Source organism: Nostoc sp. DedQUE05, from assembly GCF_034530955.1.
Lineage (GTDB): Bacteria > Cyanobacteriota > Cyanobacteriia > Cyanobacteriales > Nostocaceae > Nostoc.
On the sequence record NZ_JAVRCB010000001.1, the window covers coordinates 250,144 to 267,800 of the forward strand.

Genomic DNA, 17,657 nt, shown 5'->3' on the forward strand with positions numbered 1-17,657 from the left:
ACAGTTAAGCCGTTGCTCAGATTAAATCTAATCAATGGCTTACCTCGTAAATAACATTTGTAAAATCTAATTTTTCTTCAACGGAGAGGGGGAGATTCGAACTCCCGGAGGTTTTAGCCTCATCCGATTTCAAGTCGGACGCAATCGACCACTCTGCCACCTCTCCAGTAAATCTGTCAAACTTGTGCCGATCCTAGTTTCAGACGCTATTCAGGCGCTTTTGTTGGTTAGCACTAAACTTGACAGATAATACTATACCCTATTATCTACGCAGATTGCACTACTGGATGCGAATGTCTACGACACAATACGCGATCGCTCATACAAAATTTCCCCCTTAGCCACCTGAAAGTCATTCCCCACCCAAACTAGGGAAACTTGCGAAACCACACCCGCCTCTAGGGTGACGATGGAAAAGTTACGCAACTTCTCGCCATCATTTTCCACAATCCTGGGGACACTAGCCGCATTTAAGTAAATTGTCCCCTCTGGACTTCTAAAGATGGGCTTGCGCTGCACCTTCTTGGTATGGCGTAAATCTCGGTGCATGTGACCAAATGTCACCAGAGGAATGGTTTTACCAGCAGTCAAGGCCTGAGAAATCGCCTCGCCCAAATCTGGATCGCCAAAATCGCCGCCAATTGGATGCCAGTCTTTGCCGCAGGGGTCTTCGGGGCGATCGCCTAACCCACTAGGCCCATTGTGACCCAAAAATATAATTGTCTCGTAAGCGGCGCTTTTAACAGCTTTGAAGATGCGATCGGCGGATTCTTCCAAACTCGTCACACCGTAACGTTCTTTACAGATTTCCGCGAATTTCCACTCTGGGCCACCCCAGGTAAAGGGACGACCCCCCACTACAGTTAAATTCCAAGCGGGAAAATCCAACTTACCGTAACCAACATGGGACGGGCCTAATAAATCGAGTTGTTCCTGTACCCAGTCTTCCTTAGAGCGGTCATAAGGAGCCTTTTTGCGTCCCCATTCGGTGGCGGTGTACCAGGCATCGTGGTTGCCCATCACGGCTGCTTTGGGAATATCGAGAGATGCGATCGCTCTGACCACTTCCACCGATTCATTGCCAAAATCCCCGACAAACAGCACTAAGTCAACACCCAAATGCTTGAGTGCAACGCCATCTTCCACTTCCCATTGGTCGTGAATATCTCCAACTACAGCAATTTTGAGGTTTATCGATTGAGTTTTCTGACTGGTCATGCCACTTTCCTTGCCGTCTATCTCCAGGATATGAAACTCAGCCCGATTTGGACACAACCCCAAAATATCAACCGTCCACTATTTTTGGTAAAAACTACTATAATTGAATCCACAGGACATACATTTGCAACATAAAGCACCCCTAAACTGTGTTTACCACTGCACTAGCTCAACGAGAAAATACCCAACTGGGTGTACCACTAGATTTGTTTGCCGCGATTCAGAGTCTCAAAAAAGAACTCAACGCCGTTATCCTGGCGCATTATTATCAAGAGCCAGATATTCAGGATATTGCAGACTTTATTGGGGATTCATTACAACTAGCAAGAGCCGCCGAAAAAACTAATGCGGATGTAATTGTTTTTGCTGGTGTTCACTTCATGGCAGAAACAGCAAAGATCCTTAATCCCGATAAATTAGTACTTTTACCAGATTTGGATGCTGGTTGTTCTTTAGCCGACAGTTGTCCAGCAGACGAATTCGCAGCTTTTAAAGCAGCGCATCCAAATCATCTGGTGGTGTCTTACATCAACTGCTCTGCTGATATCAAGGCGATGAGCGATATTATTTGTACTAGCTCCAACGCTGTGAAAATTGTGCAGCAGATACCGAAGGAACAGCCGATTATTTTTGCCCCAGATCGGAATTTGGGGCGGTATGTCATGGAACAGACCAGACGAGATTTGGTGCTATGGCAAGGTAGCTGTGTTGTCCATGAAACCTTCTCGGAAAAGAAAATTGTTCAGTTAAAAATTGCCCATCCCGAAGCAGAGGCGATCGCACATCCAGAATGTGAAAGTAGTGTATTGCGCCACGCCAGCTTTATTGGCTCCACAGCCGCCTTACTCAAATATTGTCAAAGCAGCCCCACGAAAGAATTTATCGTTGCTACAGAGCCAGGAATCATTCACCAAATGCAAAAATTAGCTCCTGACAAGCGTTTTATTCCTGCACCGCCGATGAATAATTGCGCTTGTAACGAATGTCCGTTTATGCGGTTAAACACCTTAGAAAAGCTCTACTGGGCAATGAAAAATCGTACTCCCGAAATTACCATGTCAGAGGATATTCGCCTTGCTGCACTGCGACCAATGCAACGAATGCTGGAGATGAGCGTGTAACCAGTATTTTTTATCTAGATGGTAGAGACGCAGTTTTGTTGCGATCTCTACCGACAAGTTATTTTTTCCAATCACTTGCAATTTCTAAAACATAGTGCTAAGATTTTAAATCGTGAGACAAATCGGGTCGGTGTCCGAGTGGTTAATGGAGACGGACTGTAAATCCGTTGGCTAGCGCCTACGCTGGTTCAAATCCAGCCCGGCCCACCACTTACGAAGTTATAAGTTATAATGACTGGGTTAAGAGCAAAGCTCCCAGCATTGTAACTTACAACTTAAAAACCAAAGTTACATTTTGCCCGTGTGGCTCAGTGGTAGAGCACACCCTTGGTAAGGGTGAGGTCACGAGTTCAATCCTCGTCACGGGCTTTTTAGATTGATGAAATAATCAACGTAAAAGCAAGGGCTTCAGGCTTTTGAAGGAATTCAAATGTTGAAAAGCTAATTATCTTACTTGTATTTGTGACTATTTTGACTATGATTTTGACTATCAGGTTAGAATTTGGGATATCCAGCTTGTTTTTTTGGCTATGATTTGGCTATGATTTTGTAGGCTCAGTATAAGCCACAGAAATATTTATCTTAGTCTTCAACAACACCCTTTTTTCACTCTCTCCTCTAAAGTCCTTGGATCTGATTACGAATTTCATTATCAATTTGTGATTCCTGAATTACTGAAAAGTCATCCGAATCGTCATGTAATCCGTGAGAAGCGATAAATCTACTCCCATCTTCTACCTCAAACAGTAATCCAATTTCATTTGCAATATCTGCGTATAGTGCGCTGCTGTAGCTTCTTTTTAAAATAGTTATATTTGATATACGTTGTCCTACAAACCTAGCCCAAAAATTATTACTGTATACTGCATCTCTTGCATCTACTGGATAAAGTTCCTTATCTTCTTCAGCTAGTTCTTCACTTGTTTCAGCAGCCTCGTTTTTCTCAACCCAGATAATAACTGAGTTTTTTGATGGTTGACTTCCATATCCAATAACTAGCCCTGAGTCAAAGCTCATGATAAGACAGCCGGCTGTCAGTGAAAAAACTTCTTTTGCTTCAATGCCGTATTCCAGAACCGCCTTATCAGGTGGCTCCCAACTATATCTAGTCAAATTCAGTATCGCAAGTCCCTTAAGAGAGTCTAAAACATCACTCCGATTAGATGGAATATCTGATGTATATAAAAAAGTTTTCATTTATTTAGTTTTTTTGAGCAGACTCAAGAAGTTTCAATCTTCGTCATGGATTGTTAACTGTCCTTCCACTTTTCCATAAGCTTTCTTCACCCAATACCCTCTAGGTGGCTTTTCTATTCCATAAGCCTTACACCACTTTTCTACAGCTTTATCAGACACGCCAAAATCTCTCCCAATTTGTGCAGTTGGCTTTTCCCAAATTAGTTTTCCTAGTTCTTCTTTCGATGGTCTTTCTACTTTTCTGGTATGAATTCTAGAGTCTGGGTTAACCTTTCTGGTTGTTAAATCAACGCCAAAGTCCTTGTAGGTTCGCTTAGATGCTGCTTCAGTTAAGTCTGTAAAATCTTCCCACCAGTAAAACGGTGTAGCTGAATTAGGTATCTGGGTAGTTATGTAGCAACCATTAAAGTTAATTGATGGATAAACAACTTTATCTATATCAGGCAGATAAACAGTATAAAAGTCAAAGTCATTTACTTTATACTTCTTCTGATGAGTACCATTTTTATCTACCCAAATAGTTTTATTGACTACTCTATTATCTCCCGCGTATTTAGCTTGTATTTTGTAAAATTTATCGTCTTTGTAGGCAACAAAATCAAAAGATAAATGCTCACAAACAAATGGTGTGAGAATTAAGTATCCTTTTAAAGTTAGATCGGCGATCGCTTTCGTAGCAGCAATATCGCCTTTGTTCTTGGTATGATGCAGCAATAACGAACCTCAAACTCGGAAATCATCATATCACTTCACGGTGCTTGAAGGTTCATATTGAGTTAAAACGAGCGCGGCAGGGTTCGAACCTGCGGCCGATTGCTTAGAAGGCAATTGCTCTATCCACTGAGCTACGCGCCCAAAACAAAATAATGGCTCCCAAAAGAGTCATCTTAACTATTATATCGTTTCGACGTAACAAGAAGCAATCGAAAATTGCAGATTTACCACTAGCAAGGCTAAGATGCTAGTCGCTAGTTAGTGCAATCTACACTGAAAACGAAACAGATGGGGTATTGGTTTAGATATATTGTGTTGTCAAGGGGTTATTTGCCCGTTAGCGCTAACGTCCTCTGGGCGGCTACCTTCGGGAAGAATCTGGCGATCGCGAGGCTCATTCCTACAGTATGCTAGGTAATTTCAGCCTTGGCGATACTGCCAAATGCCATTATATATTCCATATTAAGAGTGCCCCTGTGAGGAGTTATTTGCTAGTGCCATGTTTATTCTCAAACGGCAGGATGTTGAAATATCAAGCATTCAGCACCCAAAAAAGGATCAGCAGGTGCCGATTCTTAGTTATCAAGGGCAGACTTTCCGCTTGATTAGTGTTTTCAAAGCTAGTCAAGAGGAAGAAGCTAGAGCCTTATGGAGAGAATTAACGGATAACCGAGGTAAAGCCTGTGTTTTGCTGGAGGAACCAGAACGCTTTAGTGTTTGGGGTAAAATCCGTTTAGAGCAACTAGATAGTGACACAGGTAATCATGGCAAAACGGCGATTTTAATCCAAGCCGGTATTTTGCTGTTGCAGGGTGTTTCTATCGACATTGAAGAGTTTTTAGGTGCTAGACAAGCTGCATTATTTGAAAAAGATATTGCGGAGGTGTTCAAGCAAAAACAATTTCCCCAAGCATCTTCTTTAGAAGCAGTGAAATATCTGGTATCTACTAATCCTTTGCCAACAGCCAAAATACCTGATTGGCAAGAAAATCATGTAGTTATCCTGTTACAAGAACTGCATAGATTAGGAAAAGCCTATTTTGGCAATGCTAATTTTACCAAACAAGTAATTTATAAGCTAGAAGATATGCCAGAAGCCGAGCGATCGCTGTTTATCACTTGGCTAAATCAATCGCCACTGGGTAAACTATGGCAGTAGCAGGGAAATTTTTTCACAAAATTCCTGCCACTGGCACTTGCTTTTGGTGTCCGATTGTGTATTACCTGATAGACACACTGCTAGATATACAGTCCTTTAACTCAAAATACTGCCAGAGTGCATCTACATAGTCAAGTCCTATGAGTAACTCTTACGAGAATTCGTTCCTTTCTAAATCAATTTTCACTACTCAGAACATTGTCTTAGCTAATATTGGCTGGGCCGTACTGGCACTGCTATACTTTTTGTTATTTAGTGCCAAAGTTCCTGGAGCCGATGGCATAGAAAGCCGAGCCGAGTGGTATGTGATTGGCACAAATATTTTTGAAGCTTTAGCTTATTTGGGTGCCAGTATCTTATGCTTGAGGAACTGGCTGAGTCCGCAAATCGTCAGTGGCCGGAATGTTTGGCTCTTAATTGGGCTAGGTATGCTTTCTTATTTCGTTGGAGGGATAATTTTCGGCTATACCGAAATAGTTTTAAAAGATGAACCGGATGTGTCTGTGGGCGATATATTTTTTGTACTGACTTATCTATTACTTGGCGCAGGCATGATTTTAGCTGTGGCTTCCAGGCGAATCAATCTGGAAAAATGGCAGTGGCTAATTGTATTAGCAATTGCAGTGTTCGGTAGTTTGTTGGCATGGTGGATTTCTATGCAACAAGAAACACCCTCAGAACTGCTAGTCGCTATTTTGAATTGGTTTTACGTAGTTAGCGATGTAGTTTTGTTAATTATTGCTACCACTCTGCTACTAGCCTTTTGGGGGGGAAGAGTTTCCCAGTCTTGGCGAATGATTGCAGCGGCGGCCTTTTCGCTCTACATTGCAGATATGTGGTTTAAATATGCCCAAGGCCCCAATTATCAAAGTGGAGAAATATTAGAAGTGTTTTGGGTGTTTAGTGGAGTGTTATTTGGTATGGGCGCTGCCTTAGAATATGACGCATCACTAAGACGAACGCGGCGTACCAGCGGACGTAAACGAGCTTAGTAAAGATTTTTGGTATCTACCGTGAGAAAACTAACAGACTCTGACAAGCAAGAAATTCTTAAGTTATATCGAGAGACTGCTGAAACAACCTCAACTTTGGCAGACCGCTATGGTGTGAGTAATTCGACAATTAGTCGCCTGCTCAAAAGCACTTTGCCAGAAGATGAGTATGAATACTTAGTCTCCTTAAAGCGGGCTGCGAGAACTCCTGAAGGAAGGGCACAGGTGAGCTACGAGCAGTTACCACTGCTGAGTCAACCAGAACCAGAGCCGGAGATAGAAGTTCCACCCATCGAAAGCCAACCCTTGGAAGTGCCAAAGGTTGAGCCACTACCACGTAAGATAATTCGTGTAGAGCAGGAAGTGTACTCAGAGGAAACGGCGGAGTCAATCGCCGCTAGTAGACGGGTGCGGCGACGCCCTTCGGCTGCGGAAAAACCGAAACTCCGAGTCACAGCAGATAAATTAGAAACTCCAGAGCCAAAGCCGCCGGAAATAGTCAGCATCCCCATCCCACCCCTAAAGAATGAACATCCAGGAGCGGCTGTTATCGCGCACATGCTGGGCGAAGATTTGCTCGACGAATCCGAAGATTTGGATGATTTAGATGATGATGATTTAGAGGATGACGACTTTGAGGAAGAAGACTTTGATGATGATGACCTGGATGAGCAAAGACCTTTAGTTACAAGAAGAAGACCAGGTGAAGCATCAGTTGAAGTTTTACCACTGTCGATAGCCAATTTGCCCAAAACTTGCTATTTGGTAATTGACCGTTCCTCAGAATTAATTACCCGTCCTCTGAAAGACTTTGGTGATTTGGGACAAATTCCCAGCCTGGAAACCCAGCAAAGAACTCTGCCGGTGTTTGATAACCATCGCGTCGCCAAGCGTTTTTCTACTAAACGCGATCGCGTGATTAAAGTTCCTGATAGTAAAATGCTGCATAAGGCTCGGACTCATCTCCAAGCTAAGGGCATTACACGACTGCTAATTGATGGTCAGGTCTATTCTTTGTCTACGGTTTAAGAGTTAGAAGTTAGGAGTTAGGAGTTAGGAGTTTAGAGTTTCATAATTCTTAACTCTTAACTTTTAACTCCTAACCTAAGTGTAGACAGCCCTTGCAAAACGCTCTGCTAAGTAAATAATGTCCTGTCTACGAGCAATTTGGTTCATCCATTGTTTAGGAATATTTTCCACGCCATAGTAAATTCCCGCTAACCCACCGGTGACAGCAGCAGTAGTATCGGTATCTCCACCTAAGTTGACAGCTTTTAACACCGCTTCAGAATAAGACGAACTATTTAACAAGCACCACAGGGATGATTCTAAGGTATCAATCACATAGCCACTAGAATTAATCTCTTCCACTGGTACCTTGGCAATCTCACCACTGAAAATTCTGCCAAAATGCGGCTTCTCTAATAAAAATTCTCGGACAGAATAAATTGTTTGGATATCTTGCAATCCTTGTAGATAAGCTGTTTGCGGGTCAGCCCCTTCCAAGAGCGCCACTGCAATACTAATATAAATGCCACAGGCCATTTGCGATCGCGCATGAGCATGAGTAATTGCCGAAACATCATGCACCCGCGCCAGCAATTCGGCTAAAGTTAAGCTTCTGTGACAATAAGCCATCGGCAAGATTCTCATTAAAGAACCATTGCCATTAGTATTTTCAACCTTACCACCGGCCTGATGGGGAACAACTCCTTGTTTCAGGCGCATAATTGCTGTGTGGGTAGTTTGACCAATATCAAAGACATCGCCACGAGGAGTCCAGTAAGCCTCCTTGTACCAGCGCCAGAAGGAATTGGCTATGGCATCCAACGAATACCCCCTACAAAGGCATTCTGCCAAGCAAAAGCTTAAGGAACTGTCATCTGACCAAGTTCCTGGTGGTTGATTCCATGTGCCATAACCCTGCATCGTTGTCACTGGAGATTTTACTCGTTCAGCGCGGCTAGTAAACTCCACCGGCACACCCAACGCATCACCGACACATAAACCCATCAAACCAGATAACGTTTTTGTAACGGTTAGCATTATTCAATCTCCACAAGAATTGCTCAAAATTAACTTTATAGATTCCCTCTATAGCTTGTTGCAACAGATGTTACAGCCTACTTCATCATCTGTGAAAAGGTAGGCAAAAATTATTAATCGGGTATTTTATTTACCATATCCCGACTTATTTTTAGTTCCAAATATTGTGACAGTTTTAAAAGCGTCTATTGGGGGAACAAACAGACAGAATGTAAAGACATTGAGATGTAATTATAACAGCTTATTTATCAATTTAAGGGATAGTTATCCTGTAAGCGTTATACATTAACCACAACAATTTTTTAATAAAAATTGGGAATCATTTGGAACATTATCACTTTATTTTCGACCTGGAATATACAAGTAAAAAATACAAATTTAGGTAAAAATTATGAAACGCTTACTCAAGTCTTTCGTGACAATTTCTGCATTGTCTTCCTTAATAGTTGCTCCTTTTGTTCTATCAGCTGGTCAAGCTTCTGCTGAAACTAAAAAGGGTACTGATGCTAGCTATGTTGGTGCTGGTGTTGCCGCTGGCGTTACCAGTGGCGGACAAGGTATCAACGATGATGCCACATTTGGTGGTAATGTTACAGGTCGCGTGAAATTAGGAACTACGCCATTTTCTGCACGCGGTAATGTCCTCTGGAGTGATAAAACAAGTGCCATTATCCCAGAAGTTTCTGTGGATGTGCCTATCGCTAATAGAACTAATGCTTATTTAACTGGTGGTTATTCTTTTGTAGAGAAAGATGGCTCACCAACTCCTATAGGTAACAAAGATTCAGTAGTGGTAGGTGCTGGTGTTGAATCGGAAGTTGCTAATAACTTCCTCGTCTACACTAACGCTAAAGTAGGACTTGGTGCCTACCAAAATAGTGATGCTTCTGCTGTTACCATCAACGGTGGTCTTGGCTATCGCTTCAAATAAAAAATTATTGAGTCCTCAGTCAGTTTATACTTTACTTAGTACTTAGGACTCAGCACTTCTTCACTCACTACTCCAAAAAGCTGGTTTTGTTAAGTATTACATCACTGACAAAGCCAGCTTTTGCCGTGATAAAATTAAAATATTCCTCATTATTCCGGCCGGATTACCGGGGATAAACTAGCCGAAGGGTGCTGATTCGGCGTCTACTAATGCTTTATTGAGAATACTATACAAGTCTAATGGTTAAATCTGCTCCTTCCCCCATCGCTAGCCGTAAGCCTTCCAAAGTAGAAGGAATCAAGGAAAATAGTAATTTTTTGCGTGAACCTGTAGCAACTGAAATCCTTCAAGATACTACCCATTTTACTGAAAATGCGGTGCAGCTTTTGAAGTATCACGGTTCTTATCAGCAGGATAACCGCGACAACCGCACCAAGGGGCAGGAAAAAGATTATCAGTTTATGCTGCGGACAAAAAATCCCGGTGGTTTAGTACCGCCGCAGCTGTATCTGGCTTTAGATAAAATAGCTGATGAGTATGGCAACCAGACATTACGAGCAACTACCCGTCAAGGTTTCCAACTGCACGGAATTTTAAAGAAGAATCTTAAATCAGCGATTGCCACCATTGTCAAGAACCTGGGTTCTACTTTGGGAGCTTGCGGTGACATTAACCGCAACGTGATGGCACCACCAGCCCCATTTAAGAATCGCCCAGAGTATCAGTATGCTTGGGAGTATGCCCAGAATATTGCTGACTTACTGACAGCGCAAACAGGCGCTTATTACGAAATTTGGTTAGATGGGGAAAAGGCAATTAGTGCTGAAGAAGCCCCAGAAGTGAAGGCAGCCCGACAGCGCAATGGAAATGGCACAATTATCCATGACAACGAAGAACCGATTTATGGCACGTACTATATGCCCCGCAAGTTCAAAATTTGCGTGACAGTGCCTGGGGATAATTCGATTGATTTGTATTCTCAAGACCTGACGTTGGTAGTGATTACCAATAAGAAGAAGCAATTAGAAGGATTTAATATTTTTGCTGGTGGTGGTTTAGGCAGAACCCACGGTAAAGAAGAAACTTTTGCTAGGTTAGCAGACCCCATCGGTTATGTGGCGAAGGATGACGTTTATGACATTGTAAAAGCGATTGTTGCGACCCAGAGAGATTATGGCGATCGCACCGATCGTCGTCATGCCAGGTTAAAATATCTAATCAACGATTGGGGGCTAGATAAATTCCGTGCCCAAGTTGAAGAATATTTCGGTAAACCAGTCGAAGCCTTCAAACCACTGCCAGAGTTTAAATACTACGACTTCCTCGGCTGGAATGAACAAGGTGATGGCAAGCTATTTTTAGGAATTTCCATTGACAATGGTCGAATCAAAGATGAAGGTTCGTTTCAACTGAAAACCGCTTTGCGGGAAATTGTCGAGCAGTTCAACTTACACATCCGCCTGACAGCCAACCACAACCTGATTTTTTACGATATTGAGCCAGATAGTAAGCAAGCTATTCAAGACATTCTCAGCCGTCACGGTATCGTAGACGACCCTAGTAAAATCGAACCTTTAGTACGGTATGCAATGGCTTGTCCTGCTTTGCCCACTTGCGGCTTGGCAATCACGGAATCAGAACGGGCAATACCGGGTATTTTGGAGCGGGTTCGCGCCCTTTTAAATAAAGTAGGTTTACAAAATGAACATTTTGTAGTAAGGATGACAGGATGCCCCAACGGTTGCGCTCGTCCCTACTTAGCAGAATTGGGCTTTGTCGGTAGCGCCCCAGAATCTTACCAATTATGGTTAGGGGGTTCGCCAAATCAGACTCGACTGGCGCAACCTTACACAGAGAAACTGCACCACAATGACTTAGAAATCTTCTTAGAGCCAATTTTTGTTTACTTTAAGAGATCTCGGAAATCAAAGGAAAAATTTGGTGATTTTTGCGATCGCGTTGGTTTTGATGCCATCCGCGAATTTGCTGCCACCTACGAACCTAACACGGCTAATGGTGCAAACAAATCGCGCCATCGGGTGAATTTGAAAGAAGAGGTTTATAGCAAGTTGAAGGAAGTAGCAGAAAGCCAAGGTAAACCGATGACTCAGTTAGTTACTGAAGCGCTAGAGGTTTACTTCCAGAATCTTTCGTAAGCCGAATAAATAATTAAACCATGATGGACACAGATGGATTTATCTGTGTCCATCTTTGATTTGATATTCTTGAAATTCCAAAATCCCATGTCTCAACTGCAAAGAATTGCGATCGCACCCTCCCAATTTCAACAAGGGCAAATTTTACTCACCAAAGAACAGCAGCATTATTTGGGGCGTGTGTTGCGCTTGCGTGAAGGCGATCGCTTTATTGCAATGGATGGTAGAGGAAAATGGTGGTTAGCGCAGCTAGCAGGGGAACAAGCACGGGTTTTAGAAGCGCTTTTGGTGGAAACAGAATTACCTGTATCAATTATCCTGATGGTAGCGTTGCCCAAAGGCAATGGATTTGATGAAGTAGTGCGGTGTTGTACAGAGTTGGGAGTAACTTGTATTGCACCAGTATTGAGCGATCGCACTTTACTTCATCCTAGTCCTCAAAAGCTCGAACGCTGGCGGCGTATCGCAGCCGAAGCCGCCGAACAATCAGAACGCTCATTCGTGCCGACAATTTTAGAGCCTGTTGCTTTTAATACTGCTGTCACCGCGAATCAGACAAGTCACCGTTATATTTGTGAGGCTCGCGGAGAGTATCCCCATTTAAACAAAGTGCTGAGTAGCATCTCTGAGGAGATTGTCATTGCTATTGGGCCAGAAGGGGGATGGACAACACAAGAAGTAGAGAATGCCAAATCAGCCGGATTTCAACCCGTTTCCCTTGGTCGCCGCATCCTGAGAGCAGTTACAGCCCCAGTAGTAGCATTATCCTTGATTACCGCAAGTTGTGAAGTATAAATGATTTATAGCTCACGCAAAATTACTTTTGCGCGAGACATCACTCCAGCGTGTATTTAGAGTAAGTGATGATTGAGCAAGTTGCGATCGCCTTTGAGCATAAAGATTATCAAACAGCAGCTAAATTACTCAAACAGCTGCAAAAAGAATCACCCGAAAATCCTTGGGTACAATATTATCTCGGTCGGCTCCATGAAGTATCCCAAAAGCGCCAAGATGCAGAACAAATTTATCGGCAATTGCTGCGAGATACAAGGAACGCCAAAATAGTAACGCTCGCACGCCAAGGTTTGCGACGCCTACAAGAAATGGAGCTAGAAGAAAGACAAAGAGCTATTTCCCAAGCAAAATCTGAACCAAATAACACCGAACTTGGCGTACTAGTCTTAGAGCCACTCAGTAACGAATTGAAAACAGAAGTGTCTCGAAAATTCGCCCAGATTATGCAGCTAGACCCCTACACTGCACGATTAATACTCCCAAGTCGTGGCTGGAGATTGTACCGCACTGGCCAAGTAGGAGAACTAAAATTTTATGGCAAACAGCTACAGCAGGCTGGTATTCCTTGCTTTTGGGCAACAATAGCGCAAATTCAGCAAATTCAAGTTTATCAAGTCAAACATTTCCAAGCATCTACCCCACAAGCTACTGTTGTTTGCCGAAACGAAGTCAATCAACTTGGTTCTCTCACCTTTGACTGGTCAGAAGTCACAGCGAGAGTAGTAGGACTTTTGCCCATTTTTGAACAAGTTGTAGATGTTGATGCTCGCCGTAAACTGGAATGGAAAACCCAAACACAAGACTATGCTCAGTTTTGTGATTTACACATACCTGGTAGGCGTTCTATTCTCCGACTTTATGATAATGGCTATGAATTCCAGCAAGGTTTAGAAATCATTCCTCAAGCTAGCCAAAATACAATCAGAATTAATTGGAATAGTTTATCAAGTTGGATTGACCAGCAACTACCTCAAGTCAAAATCTGGTCAGATTTCACGCCTTTTGCAGATACAACATTAGATCAAACAGAAATGTTGAGTCATATCAAGTCTCACATCGATTTGTTTCGTCGAGAACAGACTAATTGGGATTCAGCTTTTCATTTGTATAGTGGACTGGTGTTTGTTAAATAATTCGTAATTCGTAATTCGTAATTCGTAATTAAGTTACTTATTGCCTACTTTAAAAAGTAAGTTCACAAATCAAATAGGAGTGTTCTATGAATATAGTAAGTGCTAAAAAACAACATTTAGGCGGTTTGTATGTTCAATCGCCTCAAGGAGAGCAACTAGTTTTTCCACTCAAGCATACAGAGGTTCTAGCAAAAATTGCAGGTAACTTGTCACGAGTTGATGTCATTCAAAGCTTTGAAAATACCTTCACGCAGCCTTTAGAAGCAGTCTATATCTTTCCGTTACCTGATGAGGCGGCGGTGGATGATATGGAAATCAAAATAGGCGATCGCATCATCAAAGGTAATATTAAAAAACGTGAAGAAGCACAACAAATCTATGAACAAGCCAAACAAGAAGGACGCACCGCCGGACTACTAGAACAGGAACGAGACAACATTTTTACCCAATCTCTAGCTAACATCAAACCTGGCGAACAAATTGATGTTACAATTCGTTACACCGAAAGTTTAAAATTTGAGGCGGGAAACTACGAATTTGTTTTCCCGATGGTGGTGGGACCAAGATATATTCCGGGAACGCCGATAGATGGTAGCGGTGATACAGATCGAGTTCCTGATGCTTCTCGCATTACACCACCTGTAGTCTTAGAAGGAATGCGATCGCGTCACAATATTAATGTCACAGTCGAAATTGATGCAGGTTTACCAATTTGTGAAGTGCGTTCTCCTTCCCATCAATTAAAAATTGAACACTCAGGTCAAATTGTACGGATTCAATTAGCCAAAGAAGATACAATTCCCAACAAAGATTTAATTCTCCGCTATCAAGTTTCTGGTAAAGAAACTCAATGCACAGTATTAAGCCAAGCCGACGATCGCGGCGGACATTTTGCCATATATCTGATTCCAGCTTTGGAATATTCCACGGATCAAATTGTCCCTAAAGATGTTGTATTTTTGGTGGATACTTCCGGTTCACAATCTGGCGATCCGTTATGGAAGTGTCAGGAATTAATGCGGCGATTTATCAATGGGTTAAATCCCAACGATACTTTCACAATTATCGATTTTTCCAATAGAGTCAGACAGTTATCAAAAAAACCTCTACCGAATACAGCAGAAAATCGTACCAAAGCGATCGCTTACATTAACAATTTACAAGCTGATGGCAGCACAGAAATGCTCAGTGGCATTCGTACAGCCATAAATTTCCCTACACCAGTCGGAAGATTGCGCAGTGTTGTACTCTTAACTGATGGCTATATCGGCAACGAAAATGAGATTTTAGCAGAAGTACAACAGCACCTCCAACCAGGAAATCGCCTTTACAGTTTTGGTGCTGGTAGTTCAGTCAACCGTTTCTTACTAAATCGCATCGCCGAAATTGGCCGGGGAATATCCCAAATCATTCGTCATGATGAACCCACAGAAGAAGTTGCCGAAAAGTTTTACAGGCAAATTAACAACCCCGTACTCACAAATATTCAAATTTCTTGGCAGGGTGAGACAGAATCGCCTGTTATTTACCCAGCAATAGCGCCTGATTTATTCAGCGAACAACCATTAGTGTTGTTTGGTCGGAAGCAAGATAAAGTCGGAGGTAATCTGCAAATTTCCGGCGTTGCTGCGGGCGGTAAAGACTACGAAAAAACTTTTCACCTCAAATTTGAAGAAACAGGAAATCTTGCTGTAGCCCAGTTATGGGGACGTGCTTGCATCAAAGACTTGATGAATCAGATGGTGAGCTTTGAAACTAAAGCTGGTGTAGAAGCGGTGACAGAAACAGCCTTAACTTATCAACTACTTTCTCAATACACTGCTTTTGTTGCCGTCAGTGATGACGTGCGGGTTGAACCAGGAAGCGAATATGTATCTATGCAAATGCCAGTGGAAATGCCTGAAGCAGTTAGTTACAAAGGAGTGTTTGGCAATGCTCCGGCTGGTGGTTTTGCGGATCAAATGGAATTCTTAACCTTATCAGCGCCAGCTTCAGCAGAAGCTCCAGATTTTCTTCGGCAAAAGCGATCGCCACAATCCCCAGTAGCCAAAGAAGTCGAGATATCTTTGAACTTTGATTTAGAGGAGATGGCACAAGATGAAATATTAGACGCAGCCATCAACCATCAGTTAGAGATCATCAGCGTTACTGGCTTGGATGACACAGAAATTGCTGATCTAACCCGACACCTTCAGCAACTAAACTTTCCTTCAGGCTTCAGTGGTGAAATCGTCTTTGAGTTCACCGTCAAGAAAGGTCGGGTAGAACGGGTAGTTTTGGATGAGGAAACCTCCACCCTCAAAGATTCAGTTGTAGTGGAGAAAATTAAGCGATCGCTCTTACTTTGGAGAGTTCCCCCATCTACAACTGGCAAAGTTATCTTAACCTTGCATCTTCACGCTTAATCTATAGAGACCGTAAATTTACGGTCTCTATAAATTATTTAGGTGTTTTAATCTGACGTGCCATGTCTAGATAAGCACTCATATTCGCCCCTGGACGACGACGACCATTAGAACTAGTAGCCGAGGGAGCAAGATATTTTGGTGCAAAGGTAGTTTCTTTTGGCTCCTCTTTGAGGACTTTGGCGGCTGCGGCTTTTTCTTTTTTGCCCGGTTCAACTTTCAGACCTTCAGCAGTCTGGACTAGTTGAACATCGGCTGGTTTGGGATTTTTAGCTGATTTCTCCTTAGCCTTACTCTTAGCCGCAGCAGTTTTTGTTCCGTTCAATGAATCTGGTTTAGATGGAGTTGGTGCTTCTGATGTAATCGTCTCTGCTACTTTCTTAGCATTCGATGCAACTGTCGATGTAACTGTCTCTGCTACTTTCTTTGCGTTCGATGCTACCTCTTTAGCAGCATCTTTGGCAGCATCTTTGGCTTCGTCCAATTCTAAGAAGTAGCCGTTGCTTTTCTTCTTCCCTGGTAACAATCCAGTAATGAAACCCAGAATACCGCCAAGAAAACCCTGAATACCCGAAATTAACTTTTTGATAAAATCCATTACAATTACTCCTGCCTTTTACCTTTTATATTTTGAACTCGACCGTAATTGTTAAAAATTACGACAAAATGTTACATTATCTACTTAGTGTCACCTCGCTCTGGTGACAACCCTTATAGGCTTGTGCTTAATTAACATTGTAGTAAAACCACAGGGCAAATGTTCTATTGCAAGCATTTGCAACCTGCACACACCGAGAATTAATTATTAAATTTTACTGTAGCTAAGAGCAAGATTCTGAAAGCAAGCTTTACAATAATTAACATTTCTTTGTTTGTTAAATACCCAATTGAAGTTAAATAAGCAGTTTGCTCTCACCCAGTAAGAAGAGTGTCATAGCCTATTGGCAGACGAACGGATTAATTTGTAAAACTTTATACAAATTCTCTTTGGAAGCATTTCAGTTTTGTTTGCAACAATATCGAATCCGAAAAGCAATAGCTTCAGTTTGTAGAGCAGGATGTGTCTACAAAAGTGAAATACACCCTTTAATTCAGTTAGATTTTGTAAATGAACATTGAAAATCAACAACGCAATCCCGTTTTGTTAATACACGGCATTGTCGATACAGAGGCAGTTTTCCATAAAATGAGGGCATACCTCATACAACGGGGTTGGTCTGTATATAGCCTGGATCTCGTTCCCAATAATGGTAATGTGGGTCTTGATGAATTGGCAAAGCAGGTAGCCGATTATGTTACAGCTACCTTTGCACCAGAACAACGCCTAGATTTAGTAGGCTTCAGCATGGGAGGAATTGTCAGCCGTTACTATGTTCAGAGATTGGGAGGAATTAACCGCGTGCAGCGGTTTATCACGATCTCTTCGCCCCATCATGGAACTGTGGTTGCTTATGGTTCTTGGCGTCTTGGTTGCCTACAAATGCGCCCTGACAGCATTTTTCTCAAGGATTTAAATTCAGATGTTGTAATGTTGGGGCAGCTAGATTTTACATCTATCTGGACACCTTATGATTTAATGATTGTCCCAGCGAATAGTTCACAAATCTCCGTAGGAAGCGAAGTAATAGTACCAGTTGCTCTACACCGTTGGATGGTAACAGACCCCAGGAGTTTAGCAGTAGTCACAGCAGCTTTAGCAAAGCCTATTAAGCTACCCTTGCTGAATAAAAAATCCAGTCAGTAACCAGGATGCTTGATAGACTTGCATTACTTAATTTTTAATTTTTAAT

15 protein-coding genes and 4 tRNA genes are annotated in these 17,657 nt (G+C 42.3%); 12 read left to right on the top strand and 7 right to left on the bottom strand.

The window, feature by feature from the left end:
• Positions 1 to 81: 81 nt before the first annotated feature.
• Positions 82 to 166: transfer RNA gene (locus tag RMZ42_RS01040), tRNA-Ser, on the bottom strand.
• Between the two features lie 131 nt (positions 167 to 297).
• Complete coding sequence (locus RMZ42_RS01045; protein WP_322642977.1) at positions 298 to 1,218, bottom strand: TIGR04168 family protein; 921 nt, start codon at positions 1,216 to 1,218, stop codon at positions 298 to 300.
• 149 nt (positions 1,219 to 1,367) lie between these two features.
• On the opposite strand from RMZ42_RS01045, the gene nadA reads away from it, so the two are divergent.
• The 3 genes from nadA to RMZ42_RS01060 all read left to right on the top strand — a co-directional run bounded on the left by nadA (position 1,368) and on the right by RMZ42_RS01060 (position 2,708).
• A complete protein-coding gene (nadA, locus tag RMZ42_RS01050; RefSeq protein ID WP_322669649.1) occupies positions 1,368 to 2,339 on the top strand; it encodes a quinolinate synthase NadA in 972 nt (323 codons plus the stop codon).
• Between the two features lie 124 nt (positions 2,340 to 2,463).
• Positions 2,464 to 2,549: transfer RNA gene (locus tag RMZ42_RS01055), tRNA-Tyr, on the top strand.
• An 87-nt stretch (positions 2,550 to 2,636) separates the two neighbouring features.
• Positions 2,637 to 2,708: transfer RNA gene (locus RMZ42_RS01060), tRNA-Thr, on the top strand.
• A gap of 249 nt (positions 2,709 to 2,957) precedes the next feature.
• Here the strand turns inward: RMZ42_RS01060 and RMZ42_RS01065 are convergent.
• The 3 genes from RMZ42_RS01065 to RMZ42_RS01075 form a co-directional block, all read right to left on the bottom strand.
• Complete coding sequence (locus RMZ42_RS01065) at positions 2,958 to 3,536, bottom strand: hypothetical protein (protein WP_322669650.1); 579 nt, start codon at positions 3,534 to 3,536, stop codon at positions 2,958 to 2,960.
• 33 nt (positions 3,537 to 3,569) lie between these two features.
• Positions 3,570 to 4,250, bottom strand: a complete 681-nt coding sequence (locus RMZ42_RS01070) for a group I intron-associated PD-(D/E)XK endonuclease (protein ID WP_322669651.1) — start codon at positions 4,248 to 4,250, stop codon at positions 3,570 to 3,572.
• A gap of 68 nt (positions 4,251 to 4,318) precedes the next feature.
• Positions 4,319 to 4,391, bottom strand: a tRNA-Arg gene (locus RMZ42_RS01075).
• Positions 4,392 to 4,749: 358 nt separating this feature from the next.
• On the opposite strand from RMZ42_RS01075, the gene RMZ42_RS01080 reads away from it, so the two are divergent.
• From RMZ42_RS01080 to RMZ42_RS01090, 3 genes are all read left to right on the top strand, one after another.
• Positions 4,750 to 5,409 (top strand): Npun_F0813 family protein, encoded by a 660-nt coding sequence (locus RMZ42_RS01080; RefSeq protein ID WP_322669652.1) that lies wholly within the window; start codon positions 4,750 to 4,752, stop codon positions 5,407 to 5,409.
• 140 nt (positions 5,410 to 5,549) lie between these two features.
• Positions 5,550 to 6,401: a hypothetical protein gene (locus tag RMZ42_RS01085; protein WP_322669653.1), complete on the top strand. Its 852-nt coding sequence runs from the start codon at positions 5,550 to 5,552 to the stop codon at positions 6,399 to 6,401.
• Positions 6,402 to 6,422: 21 nt separating this feature from the next.
• Positions 6,423 to 7,430, top strand: coding sequence for a transposase (locus RMZ42_RS01090; RefSeq protein WP_322669654.1), 1,008 nt, complete (start codon positions 6,423 to 6,425; stop codon positions 7,428 to 7,430).
• Positions 7,431 to 7,505: 75 nt separating this feature from the next.
• On the opposite strand, the gene RMZ42_RS01095 is transcribed toward RMZ42_RS01090, so the two are convergent.
• Entirely contained in the window at positions 7,506 to 8,447 is a 942-nt protein-coding gene (locus RMZ42_RS01095; RefSeq protein ID WP_322669655.1) for an ADP-ribosylglycohydrolase family protein, read from the bottom strand.
• A gap of 391 nt (positions 8,448 to 8,838) precedes the next feature.
• Here RMZ42_RS01095 and RMZ42_RS01100 point away from each other — a divergent pair, with 391 nt between their 5' ends.
• From RMZ42_RS01100 to RMZ42_RS01120, 5 genes are all read left to right on the top strand, one after another.
• Positions 8,839 to 9,378: an outer membrane beta-barrel protein gene (locus RMZ42_RS01100; protein WP_322669656.1), complete on the top strand. Its 540-nt coding sequence runs from the start codon at positions 8,839 to 8,841 to the stop codon at positions 9,376 to 9,378.
• Between the two features lie 239 nt (positions 9,379 to 9,617).
• Positions 9,618 to 11,534, top strand: coding sequence for a sulfite reductase, ferredoxin dependent (sir, locus tag RMZ42_RS01105; protein ID WP_322669657.1), 1,917 nt, complete (start codon positions 9,618 to 9,620; stop codon positions 11,532 to 11,534).
• A gap of 87 nt (positions 11,535 to 11,621) precedes the next feature.
• On the top strand, positions 11,622 to 12,329 hold the full coding sequence (locus tag RMZ42_RS01110) for a 16S rRNA (uracil(1498)-N(3))-methyltransferase (RefSeq protein ID WP_322669855.1): 708 nt from the start codon (positions 11,622 to 11,624) through the stop codon (positions 12,327 to 12,329).
• Positions 12,330 to 12,397: 68 nt separating this feature from the next.
• A complete protein-coding gene (locus RMZ42_RS01115) occupies positions 12,398 to 13,462 on the top strand; it encodes a tetratricopeptide repeat protein (protein WP_322669658.1) in 1,065 nt (354 codons plus the stop codon).
• Between the two features lie 86 nt (positions 13,463 to 13,548).
• Positions 13,549 to 15,867, top strand: a complete 2,319-nt coding sequence (locus RMZ42_RS01120) for a VIT domain-containing protein (protein WP_322669659.1) — start codon at positions 13,549 to 13,551, stop codon at positions 15,865 to 15,867.
• A gap of 34 nt (positions 15,868 to 15,901) precedes the next feature.
• Here the strand turns inward: RMZ42_RS01120 and RMZ42_RS01125 are convergent, their stop codons facing one another.
• Positions 15,902 to 16,465, bottom strand: a complete 564-nt coding sequence (locus RMZ42_RS01125; RefSeq protein WP_322669660.1) for a hypothetical protein — start codon at positions 16,463 to 16,465, stop codon at positions 15,902 to 15,904.
• Positions 16,466 to 16,975: 510 nt separating this feature from the next.
• Here RMZ42_RS01125 and RMZ42_RS01130 point away from each other — a divergent pair.
• Complete coding sequence (locus tag RMZ42_RS01130; RefSeq protein WP_322669661.1) at positions 16,976 to 17,611, top strand: triacylglycerol lipase; 636 nt, start codon at positions 16,976 to 16,978, stop codon at positions 17,609 to 17,611.
• The last annotated feature ends 46 nt before the right edge of the window (positions 17,612 to 17,657 follow it).